Source organism: Streptomyces sp. RP5T, from assembly GCF_003933965.1.
Taxonomy (GTDB): Bacteria; Actinomycetota; Actinomycetes; order Streptomycetales; family Streptomycetaceae; genus Streptomyces.
The window spans coordinates 1-10442 of sequence record NZ_RSAJ01000291.1; the positions used below are offsets into that span (position 1 = coordinate 1).

Consider the following 10442-nt stretch of genomic DNA (forward strand, 5'->3'; position numbering starts at 1 on the left):
GTGGAGGCCGAGGGCTTCTTCTTGTGGGCCTTGGCGGAGTCCTGCGGGAGCGGGGAGCCGGGCAGTTCGTTGCGCGGGGCCTCGCCGGGGCCGGGGACGATGACGCGGTCGGCGTCGCGGACGGCGCCGCCGAGGACGGAGCCGATCAGGAGGGTGAGGCCGGTGACGATGGCGGTGATGAGGGCGCCGCGGCGCAGGACGTAGCGGCGCAGTTCCCAGATGTCGGAGAGGGGTCCGAGGCGGCGCCAGGCGCTGCCCGCGAGGCGGCCGTCGATGGAGTAGACGGGGGCGCCCGCGATGATCAGCGGGGACCAGGCGGCCAGGTAGATGATGTCGGGGGTGTCGTAGGCGGGGACGCTCTTCCAGCTGACGGTGACGAGGAGCGCGGCGGAGAGGCCGGCGCCGACGACCGCGGCGACACGCTGCCAGCAGCCCAGGATCGTGAGGACGCCCACGATGACCTGGAGGAAGGCGATGACGAGGCCGGAGCCGACGGGGTGCTGGAGGGCGAACTGGCGCAGTGGTTCGGCCACGTCCCAGGGGTGGAGGGTGTTGAGCCACTTGACCATGGAGCCGCGTTTGCCGCCGTCGAAGTAGACGGGGTCGCACAGTTTGCCCATGCCGGCGTAGATGGAGATGAAGCCGAGGAAGATGCGGAGCGGGAGGAGGACGACGCCGAGGTTCATGCGGCGGCCGGGGTAGTAGGCGTGCCGCGCGGCCTCGTCGCCCTGTCGCCTGGTGGCGCGGTCGGCGCGGGCCTCGTCGAAGCCGTCGTCGAACTCGTCGCTGTCGTAGGCGGGTTCGTCGTAGGTGCTGCCCACGGTGCGCATGGGGGGCAGGAGTCGGGTGCCGTCGCCGTCGGGGGTGCGCTGGGCGCCGACGACCGGGGTCTCCATGGTCTGGGCCAACTCGCCGGCGTAGTCGGCCTGGTAGCCGTGGTCGACGTCGACGCGGGGGATGACCTGGGTGGCTCCGGCGTCGGCGGCGGGCGCTTCGGCGTGGCCGACGCTGCCGCCCCGTACGGCCTGCAGCAGACGGTGGGCGCCGGTGTCGTCGGGGGCGGACCTGCCGCTCCACACGACGGGCCGGCGGCGGCCCGCGGCGCCGGCGGCCGGCATCCGGGCGGTGTCCTCGGCGGCGATCAAGTGCCGTGCGACCCGCGGGGATTGGGCGCGTCTCGTCGACGCGCCCAACTGCACGCGGAAGCTCGCATGATTGACGATGATCTGCGCCGGATCGCTCGGCACCTTCACCATGCTCAGCGCGGGAGCGTCGTCGAATCCCGACGGGCCGTCCCCCGTGGGTGTGCGGGGTGTTCTGGTGTCCACACTCATCTAACCGAGTGACGTGTGGTTAGGACACTGCTTTGACTCGCCGGATCTGTCCGGACCCCGTCAAGCTTGCCCGGTACGCCGTGAACACCCCGTGTGGGGGACTGCGCCGAACAGTCGTTCAGCCTCGCTTGCGGGCGGCCTCGTACAGCACGATTCCGGCCGCCACACCGGCGTTCAGCGACTCGGCGCCGCCCGGCATGGGGATCCGCACGCGGTAGTCGCAGGTCTCGCCCACCAGGCGGGACAGGCCCTTGCCCTCGCTGCCGACGACGATGGCGACCGGGCCGCCGAGGGCCTGGAGGTCACCGATCTCGTGCTCACCGTCGGCGGCGAGGCCGACGACCACGATGCCCTGCTTCTTGTACGCCTCCAGGGCGCGCGTCAGGTTGGTGGCGCGGGCGACGGGGGTGCGGGCGGCGGTGCCGGCGGAGGTCTTCCACGCGCCGGCGGTCATGCCGGCCGCGCGCCGCTCGGGTACGACGACGCCGTGGCCGCCGAACGCGGAGACCGAGCGGACGACCGCGCCGAGGTTGCGGGGGTCGGTCACGCCGTCGAGGGCCACGATGAGCGGGTCCTCGCCGTCGTCGTAGGCGGCGTTGGCGAGGTCCTCGGGGTGGGCGTACTCGTACGGCGGGACCTGGAGGACCAGGCCCTGGTGGTTGAGCCCGTTGGTCATGCGGTCGAGCTCGGGGCGGGGGGCCTCCATGAGGTGGACGCCGCCGCGGTCGGCGACGAGCTGGAGGGCCTCACGGACCCGCTCGTCGTTGTCGATGAACTGCTGGACGTAGAGCGTGACCGCGGGCACGCCCTCACGCAGCGCCTCGACGACGGGGTTGCGGCCCACGACCATCTCCGAGGTGCCCTTGCCGCCCCGGCCGCGCGGCGCCGGACGGCGCACGCTCTGCTTGGCCTTGGAGTTGGCGATCCGGTTCTTCTTGTGGCCCTTGCGCATCTCGGCGGGCGGGGTCGGCCCCTTGCCCTCCAGGCCCTTGCGTCGCTGGCCGCCACTGCCGACCTGCGCGCCCTTCTTGCCGGACATGCGGCGGTTGTTGGCTGCCATGACCTACCTGTTCCACGTCGTTCTGCGTCGGTGCGATGTTCGTACGTCTATGCAGTGTGCCGCCCGGAGGGCCGGGCGGCACAATCGATCTTCGAGATCGGGAGGGGTTCAGCGCGGTCCGAGGGTCCAGCGCGGTCCCTGCGGGCTGTCCTCGATGCTCAGTCCCGACTGGCCGAGCTGGTCGCGGATGGCGTCCGCGGTGGCCCAGTCCTTGCGGCCGCGGGCGGCCTCGCGCTGGTCGAGGACCAGGCGTACGAGGCTGTCGACCACGCCGTGCAGGTCGTCGCCGCGGTCGGTCTCGCCGGCCCAGTGCTCGTCGAGCGGGTCGAGGCCGAGGACGCCGAGCATGGCGCGCAGCTCGGCGAGGCGGGCGACGGCTGCTTCCTTGTCGTCGGCGGCGAGTGCGCTGTTGCCCTGCCGGACGGTGGTGTGCACGATGGCGAGCGCCTGCGGGACGCCCAGGTCGTCGTCCATGGCCTCGGCGAAGGCGGGCGGCACCTCGGGGGCGGGCTGCACGTCGCCGGCCTTCTCCACGACCCGCTGTACGAAGCCCTCGATCCTGGCGAACGCGGACTCGGCCTCGCGCAGGGCGTCCTCGCTGTACTCGATCATCGAGCGGTAGTGCGGGGTGCCGAGGTAGTAGCGCAGCACGATGGGCCGCCACTGCTTGACCATCTCGGAGACGAGCACCGAGTTGCCCAGCGACTTGGACATCTTGTCGCCGGCCATGGTGACCCAGGCGTTGTGCACCCAGTACCGCGCGAACTCGTCGCCGTAGGCCTTGGCCTGGGCGATCTCGTTCTCGTGGTGGGGGAAGATCAGGTCGAGGCCGCCGCCGTGGATGTCGAAGGCGGTGCCGAGGTACTTGTGGGCCATCGCCGAGCACTCCAGGTGCCAGCCGGGGCGGCCGGGCCCCCAGGGCGTGGACCAGGTCGGCTCGCCGGGCTTGGCGGACTTCCACATGGCGAAGTCGCGCGGGTCGCGCTTGCCGGTCTCGCCCTCGCCGGAGGGCTGGAGCAGGTTGTCCAGCTCCTGGCGCGAGAGCTCCAGGTAGCCGGGGAAGGAGCGCACGTCGAAGTAGACGTTGCCGTCGGACTCGTAGGCGTGGCCGCGTTCGATGAGGCCCTGCATCATCTCGACCATCTCGGTCACGTGGCCGGTGGCACGCGGCTCGTAGGTGGGCGGGAGGCAGCCGAGGGCGGTGTAGCCGTCGTTGAAGGCGCGTTCGTTCTCGTAGCCGATCGACCACCAGGGGCGGTTCTGCTCGGCCGCCTTGGCGATGATCTTGTCGTCGATGTCGGTGACGTTGCGGATGAACGTGACGTCGTAGCCGCGGTACTCGAACCAGCGGCGCATGATGTCGAAGTTCAGGCCGGAGCGGATGTGCCCGATGTGCGGGGCCGCCTGCACGGTGGCACCACACAGGTAGATCGAGACGCAGCCCGGCGTGAGCGGGGCGAAGTCACGGATCTGCCGGGCGCTGGTGTCGTACAGGCGAATGGTCACGGGTCCAGGGTAGTGGGCGATGTGTGGTGCCTTCGACGGGTTGTGGATAACAGTCAGCTCGCGGTCCTGACCACCAGCGCGGTCGCCACCGCCATCAGGCCCTCGTCCCGGCCGGGGAACCCGAGTCCGTCCGTCGTCGCCCCGGACACCGACACCGGTGCCCCGGCCGCCTCGGACAGGAGCTTCTGTGCCTCGTCCCGCCGCTTGCCGATCTTCGGGCGCGGTCCCACCACCTGTACGGCGATGTTGCCGATCCGGAAGCCCGCCTCCCGCACGATCCGGGCCGCCTCCGTCAACAGCGTGACGCCGGATGCACCCGACCACTCGGGGCGGCCGGTGCCGAAGTGCTGACCGAGGTCGCCGAGCCCGGCGGCGGAGAAGAGGGCGTTGCAGGCGGCGTGGGCGACGACGTCCGCGTCGGAGTGGCCGGCCAGACCGGTGCCCTCGCCCTCCCACTTCAGGCCCGCGCACCACAGGTCGCGGCCTTCCTCGAAGGCGTGGATGTCGGTGCCGATGCCGACCTGCGGCAGCACGTACTCAGAAGCCATCGTTGAGCCTCCTGCGGGCCAGGACCGCCTCCGCGAGGACCAGGTCGAGCGGGCGGGTCACCTTGAAGGCCTCCTCGTGGCCGGGCACGACCACCACGGTGAGGCCCAGCTGCTCGACCATGCTCGCGTCGTCGGTGACGTCCTCGATGACCGTCTCGTGGGCGCGGATCAGGGTGGCCCGGTCGAAGCCCTGCGGGGTCTGCACGGCCCGCAGGCGCGCGCGGACGGGGGTGGCCACCACGGGCTCGGGGGCGCCGGGGGTGCTCGCCGGCTCGACCTCCTTCACGGTGTCCGCGAGGGGCAGCGCCGGGACGACGGCGGGCGCGCCCTCCCGTACGGCCTCGATGACCGCGTCGACGGTGTCGACCGGGACGAGCGGGCGGGCCGCGTCGTGGACGAGGACGATGTCGAAGTCGGAGGGCAGGGCGTCCAGGCCGAGCCGGACCGATTCCTGACGGGAGTCGCCGCCGGGGACGACGACGAAGTCGGTCCGCTCGGGCAGCGCGTGCGCGTCGAGGAGGGACTTGACCTCGCCGGCGCCGTCGGGCGGGGCCACGACGACGACCAGGGAGACCGCTCGGGACGCGGCCATCGCGCGCACGGCGTGGATCAGCATGGGGGTGCCGTTCAGCGTCCGGAGCGCTTTGGGGGCGCCCGGACCGAGGCGTACGCCCCTTCCGGCGGCCGGAATCACCACGGCGGTGCGGGCCTGCGCACGTGCTTCGGCGGGCGAAGGGCGCGAAACGTCAGACATCGGTTCCTGTCAGGTTTGTGTGCTCGGCCAACGTGGGTACGGAGACAGCGTGCCGGGCGCGACGCCTTGACCGGACCCTTCCGTGACACCGGTCGAGCCAGCTGCCCGGGCCCGGCACGCCAAGTATCGGGGGATCTTCCTCCGAGAGGAACAGGCGCACGGCACTTCGGGGTTCGGCATCCGGAGACAGACATGCCGCAGCGCCCGGCGACAGCTTTCGCGTCATCGGGCACCGCGGCATTTCAGTGCGGCAATTCAGATTCAGTGTGCTGAGCTGAGCGGGCAAGGTGCCTGCACAGGGACGCTCAGGACGCGAGAACCTCGTCGAGCAGCGCCTCGGCCTTGTCCTCGTTCGTGTTCTCCGCGAGAGCGAGTTCACTCACCAGGATCTGCCGAGCCTTGGCGAGCATGCGCTTCTCACCTGCGGAGAGTCCGCGCTCGCGCTCACGACGCCACAGGTCACGCACGACTTCCGCGACCTTGATGACATCGCCGGAGGCGAGCTTCTCCAGGTTTGCCTTGTAACGACGGGACCAGTTAGTGGGCTCCTCGGCGTACGGCGCGCGCAGCACCTCGAAGACCCGGTCCAGCCCGTCCTGACCGACCACATCCCGCACGCCGACGAACTCCGCATTGTCCGCTGGCACACGTACCGTCAGGTCACCCTGGGCGACCTTCAGCACCAAGTAGGTCTTGTCCACGCCTTTGATCTGGCGAGTTTCGATAGCCTCGATCAGCGCGGCCCCGTGATGGGGATAGACCACGGTGTCGCCAACCTTGAACGTCATGTGACAGGTACCCCTTCCGTGGCTATCCAGGGTAACACGGAAACTGCGGGTTCTGAATGGCGTTTTCGCAGGTCAGGGCATATCTCGGGGCTTGACAACAGCAACAGGAACGTGCTGCGGAGGTCGGGCGGAAGGGGGAATTCGCAGGTCGGAGCGGCTCTCCGGGCGGGGTGAAACGCGTACGTTACACGCATCCGGAGCCCCCTCCAGGTGGGCTAACGTCCCCAAATGTCCGGTTCCAAGTGTGCGACTTCCGCTACTCCGTTCGGTGTCCGCAGTCACTTCCCCGCCGAATCCGGAATTGATCACGCGCGGCCGGCGGATCGGGTGGTGATCAATTCCGGGGGTGATCGCGCATTCCTTCACGGAAGTTTTGCCACGGGCCGCCGAAGGCGCTTATGTGAATGCCCGACGAGCGCCGGAGTGCGGGGTACAAGTGACTCACGGGTCACAGGTGAACCAGGTGACACGCCTCTTGGGGAGGGTCGGGTGCGGCCCATCGGGAACGGCTCGGTAACCTAAGGCCGCTGACAGACACTTAGCGCGGCTTTACGGGCCGCCCCGCTCAAGTCAAGGAGTTGCCGCCGCCGTGAGCAGCAGCCTTCGACGCGGCGCCCTCGCCGCCGCCTCCCTCGCGTTCTCGGTCGCCGCGCTCTCCGCGTGCTCGGCCGGCAACAACGCCCAGACGCTGCAGGTCAAGCCGGACAACGCGGCGACCAAGATGGGCGACATCGCGCTCCAGAACGTCGTGGTGATCACCCAGCCGACCCCCGAGGCCTCCGGCGAGACCACGGGCCCGGCCACGATCTCCGCCACCCTCTTCAACACCGGCGACAAGGCCCAGACGCTGGACTCCGTGAGCATCGACGGCGCGGGCAGCGCCGCGCTCACGCCCGCCAAGGGCAAGGGCAAGGTGACCGTCCCGGCGCACGGCTCCATCATCCTCGGCGGCAAGGACAACGCCTCCGCCGCGGTGAGCGATCTCGGCACGAGCGTCAGGAACGGCAACGCGCAGAAGGTCACCTTCACCTTCAGCACGACCGGTGACGTGAGCCTGCGCGCCTTCGTGGTGCCGGCCGACAGCTACTACAGCAAGTGGGGCCCGAGCGCGGCCCCGTCCGCGCCTCAGACCTCGGCCACCCCGACCGGCTCCGCGACCCCGACGGGTTCCGCCACGCCGAGCGGCTCCGCCACCCCGACCGGCACGGCCTCCGCGAGCGCGACCGCGAGCGCGAGCGGCTGAGCAGCCGTACGGGACGGTCGTAGCCGTCGTACGACACGAAGGGCGGGACCTCCGGGGAGGTCCCGCCCTTCGACGTACGGCAGCGGATCTTTACGGCTCGAACTTGTAGCCGAGGCCGCGGACCGTCACCAGGTACCGCGGGGCGCCCGGGTCGGGTTCGAGCACCCCTCCTTGACGCACCTCTCGCACCGCTTCGCGGGCTTCGAGATGCTGCGCCGGACTCCGTCCGGCGGCTCCTGTCAGCGTCGGTCTACGGCTCGAACTTGTAGCCGAGGCCGCGGACCGTCACCAGGTACCGCGGGGCGCCCGGGTCGGGTTCGATCTTGGCGCGGAGGCGCTTGACGTGGACGTCGAGGGTCTTGGTGTCGCCCACGTAGTCGGCGCCCCAGACGCGGTCGATGAGCTGCATGCGGGTCAGGACGCGGCCCGCGTTGCGCAGGAGCATCTCCAGCAGGTCGAACTCCTTGAGGGGCAGGTCGACCTTGGAGCCGGAGACCGTGACCACATGGCGGTCCACGTCCATGCGGACCGGGCCGGCCTCCAGGGCCGCCGGGGTGACCTCCTCGGGCTCGCCGCGGCGGCGCAGGACGGCGCGGATACGGGCGACCAGCTCGCGCGAGGAGAACGGCTTGGTGACATAGTCATCGGCTCCTATTTCCAGGCCGACGACCTTGTCGATCTCGCTGTCCTTGGCGGTCACCATGATGACGGGGACGTTGGAACGGCCGCGCAGCTGGCGGCAGACCTCGGTGCCGGGCAGGCCCGGCAGCATGAGGTCGAGGAGGACGAGGTCGGCGCCGTTGCGCTCGAACTCGTCGAGTCCGTCGGGGCCGGTGGCCGCGATGGCGACCTCGAAGCCCTCCTTGCGGAGCATGTACGACAGGGCGTCGGAGAAGGACTCCTCGTCCTCGACGACGAGCACTCGGGTCACGGAAGGACCTCCGGGGCGGGAAGCGGGTCGTAAGAAGTCGACTCGGTGGTGGAATGCCCGTCCTCGTCGTCGAGGTCGGGGTGCTGGAGCGCGCGGTCGCGGGCCGCGCCCGCCTCCGGCAGCCTGAGGGTGAACGTGGAGCCCTGTCCCTCCGAGCTCCACACCGTGACCTCCCCGCCGTGCGAGGCGGCCACGTGCTTGACGATCGCGAGACCGAGGCCCGTGCCGCCGGTCTGGCGGGAGCGGGCCGGGTCGACGCGGTAGAAGCGCTCGAAGATGCGCTCCTTGTCCTTGTCGGAGATACCGATGCCCTGGTCGGTGACGGCGACCTCGATCAGGTCGCCGCCCGGCGCGGACACCCGGCGGGCGGCTATGCCGACGCGGGTACGGGCGGGCGAGTAGTTGACGGCGTTCTCGACGAGGTTGCCGAGCGCGGCGGCGAGCTGGCCGCGGTTGCCCCAGACCCGCAGTTCGGCGGCGCCGGCGGCGGCCATGGTGATCTGCTTGGTGCCTGCCTGGTGCCGGCAGCGGTCGATGGCCTCGGCGACCAGTTCGTCCACGCGGACCGGCTCGGCGTCCTCCAGCGGGTCGTCGTTCTGCACCCGGGAGAGGTCGATGAGCTCCTGGACCAGGCTGGTCAGGCGGGTGGCCTCGATCTGCATGCGGCCGGCGAAGCGCTCCACCGCCTCCGGGTCCTCCGAGGCGTCCATGACGGCCTCGGACAGGAGGGAGAGCGCGCCGACCGGGGTCTTGAGCTCATGGCTGACGTTCGCGACGAAGTCGCGTCGTACCGCTTCGATCCGCCGGGCCTCGGTGAGGTCCTCCACGAGGAGCAGCACCAGCCGGGAGCCGAGGGGCGCGACACGGGCCGAGACCGCGAGGGCCTCGCCGCGTCCGGTTCCCCGCCTCGGCAGGTCCAGCTCGACCTGGCGTATCTCTCCGTCCCTGCGGGTGTCCCGGGCCATCTGGAGCATGGGCTCCACGGAGAGCTTGCCGCCGCGGACCAGCCCGAGGGCGTACGCGGCGGAGCTGGCCTTGACGACGGCGTCGGCCTCGTCGAGGACGACGGCCGAGGAGCGCAGCACGGACAGGACGGTGTCCACGCCCGGCGGAAGCACCGGGTCCGTGTGCAGGGAGGTGCGGGTGGGGCGTTTCTGCTCCCGCTCGCTCCAGCGGAACGCCAGCATCGCGATGACACCGGTGAGCACACCGGCGATCGCTGCCGCTGCGGCGACCGCCGCGTTCACGTCCATGCCAACAGGTTAGGCATGGGATCCGTCCTGGCCACAGCCGTCCGAGTGCGAGCTCGAACACTCGTCGCCCAGAGTTCACCTTGGAGCCAGTGTTGGTTCATTTGGGAGGGCGGAAACGGACGCGTAGGGGGCAGATCGTGGGAGCGTGGGGTACGCAGCACCGGTTTCGCGGCCGGTTTTGGCCCCTGGAACCCACAGGAACGACGTACGAGAGGGAACCCAATGCGGGACGCGTACCACGAGGAACTTGATTCGATCGGCGACGGTCTGGTGGAGATGGCCCGGCTGGTCGGCTCGGCGATCGGACGCGCCACGACGGCCATCCTCGACTCCGACCTGAAGCTGGCCGAGAGCGTGATCGAGGCCGACCAGAAGGTGGACGACCTCCAGCACGACCTGGAGGCCCGGGCGATAGCGCTGCTCGCCCGCCAGCAGCCGGTGGCGACCGACCTCCGTATCGTCGTCACCTCCCTGCGCATGTCGGCCGACCTGGAGCGCTCCGGCGACCTGGCCCAGCACGTGGCGAAGCTGGCCCGGCTGCGCTTCCCCGAGAAGGCCATCCCCCACGACCTGCACGCGACCATCCTGGAGATGGGCCAGCTCGCCCAGCGCCTGATGGCGAAGGCGGCGGAGGTCATCATCACCAAGGACGTCGACCTCGCGCTCCAGCTGGAGCAGGACGACGACGAGATGGACCTGCTGCACCGCACGCTGTTCCAGCACCTGCTGGACGACAAGTGGAAGCACGGCATCGAGACGGCGGTCGACGTCACCCTCCTCGGCCGCTACTACGAGCGCTTCGCCGACCACGCGGTCTCGGTGGCCAAGCGGGTGGTGTACCTGGTGACGGGTGAGCACGCGGACGAGCTCCAGCAGGAGATCCAGCCGGTGACGGGGGTCGAGGGGGCCTGAACACCGGGAGGGGTGAACACCGGGAGGGGTGAACACCGGCGCCTTCGGTCCGTCGAGGCGTGCGCGAGCCTCTGTGCGCCGTTGATGCGCCCAGCGGGGCGGGCATCCAATGG

The 10442-nt window shown here is 70.5% G+C and carries 10 protein-coding genes and 1 pseudogene; 2 read left to right on the forward strand and 9 right to left on the reverse strand.

Annotated elements, in window-relative coordinates:
• From EHS43_RS26465 to EHS43_RS26495, 6 genes are all read right to left on the reverse strand, one after another.
• On the reverse strand, positions 1–1334 hold a 1334-nt coding region (locus EHS43_RS26465; protein ID WP_185806420.1), incomplete at its 3' end, for a DoxX family protein.
• A gap of 118 nt (positions 1335–1452) precedes the next feature.
• On the reverse strand, positions 1453–2394 hold the full coding sequence (gene rlmB, locus EHS43_RS26470) for a 23S rRNA (guanosine(2251)-2'-O)-methyltransferase RlmB (protein WP_125193263.1): 942 nt from the start codon (positions 2392–2394) through the stop codon (positions 1453–1455).
• 108 nt (positions 2395–2502) lie between these two features.
• A complete protein-coding gene (cysS, locus tag EHS43_RS26475) occupies positions 2503–3900 on the reverse strand; it encodes a cysteine--tRNA ligase (RefSeq protein ID WP_125193264.1) in 1398 nt (465 codons plus the stop codon).
• Positions 3901–3953: 53 nt separating this feature from the next.
• Positions 3954–4448: a 2-C-methyl-D-erythritol 2,4-cyclodiphosphate synthase gene (gene ispF / locus EHS43_RS26480; RefSeq protein ID WP_125193265.1), complete on the reverse strand. Its 495-nt coding sequence runs from the start codon at positions 4446–4448 to the stop codon at positions 3954–3956.
• Entirely contained in the window at positions 4438–5202 is a 765-nt protein-coding gene (ispD, locus tag EHS43_RS26485) for a 2-C-methyl-D-erythritol 4-phosphate cytidylyltransferase (protein ID WP_125193266.1), read from the reverse strand. The genes ispF and ispD overlap by 11 nt, the downstream gene beginning before the upstream one ends.
• Positions 5203–5507: 305 nt before the next feature.
• The gene (locus EHS43_RS26495) at positions 5508–5990 is read right to left on the reverse strand and encodes a CarD family transcriptional regulator (protein ID WP_003953493.1); all 483 of its coding nucleotides are present in this window, start codon (positions 5988–5990) and stop codon (positions 5508–5510) included.
• 589 nt (positions 5991–6579) lie between these two features.
• Here EHS43_RS26495 and EHS43_RS26505 point away from each other — a divergent pair.
• Positions 6580–7233, forward strand: a complete 654-nt coding sequence (locus EHS43_RS26505; RefSeq protein ID WP_125193268.1) for a DUF461 domain-containing protein — start codon at positions 6580–6582, stop codon at positions 7231–7233.
• 90 nt (positions 7234–7323) lie between these two features.
• On the opposite strand, the pseudogene EHS43_RS26510 reads toward EHS43_RS26505, so the two are convergent.
• The 3 genes and pseudogenes from EHS43_RS26510 to EHS43_RS26520 all read right to left on the reverse strand — a co-directional run.
• Positions 7324–7395 (reverse strand): annotated as a pseudogene (locus tag EHS43_RS26510) (DNA-binding response regulator); the annotation flags it as partial.
• 88 nt (positions 7396–7483) lie between these two features.
• Positions 7484–8164: a response regulator transcription factor gene (locus tag EHS43_RS26515; protein WP_007382946.1), complete on the reverse strand. Its 681-nt coding sequence runs from the start codon at positions 8162–8164 to the stop codon at positions 7484–7486.
• On the reverse strand, positions 8161–9417 hold the full coding sequence (locus tag EHS43_RS26520) for a cell wall metabolism sensor histidine kinase WalK (protein WP_125193269.1): 1257 nt from the start codon (positions 9415–9417) through the stop codon (positions 8161–8163). The genes EHS43_RS26515 and EHS43_RS26520 overlap by 4 nt, the downstream gene beginning before the upstream one ends.
• Before the next feature lie 222 nt (positions 9418–9639).
• Between EHS43_RS26520 and phoU the strand changes: the two genes are divergently transcribed.
• Complete coding sequence (gene phoU / locus EHS43_RS26525) at positions 9640–10329, forward strand: phosphate signaling complex protein PhoU (RefSeq protein WP_053851307.1); 690 nt, start codon at positions 9640–9642, stop codon at positions 10327–10329.
• Positions 10330–10442: the final 113 nt, after the last annotated feature.

What these genes read in the sequence shown, in the direction of transcription:
- rlmB (WP_125193263.1), bottom strand. Translation starts at nt 2,394, where the DNA reads ATGGCAGCCAACAACCGCCGCATGTCCGGCAAGAAGGGCGCGCAGGTC.
- ispF (WP_125193265.1), bottom strand. Translation starts at nt 4,448, where the DNA reads ATGGCTTCTGAGTACGTGCTGCCGCAGGTCGGCATCGGCACCGACATC.
- ispD (WP_125193266.1), bottom strand. Translation starts at nt 5,202, where the DNA reads ATGTCTGACGTTTCGCGCCCTTCGCCCGCCGAAGCACGTGCGCAGGCC.
- EHS43_RS26495 (WP_003953493.1), bottom strand. Translation starts at nt 5,990, where the DNA reads ATGACGTTCAAGGTTGGCGACACCGTGGTCTATCCCCATCACGGGGCC.
- EHS43_RS26520 (WP_125193269.1), bottom strand. Translation starts at nt 9,417, where the DNA reads ATGGACGTGAACGCGGCGGTCGCCGCAGCGGCAGCGATCGCCGGTGTG.
- phoU (WP_053851307.1), top strand. Translation starts at nt 9,640, where the DNA reads ATGCGGGACGCGTACCACGAGGAACTTGATTCGATCGGCGACGGTCTG.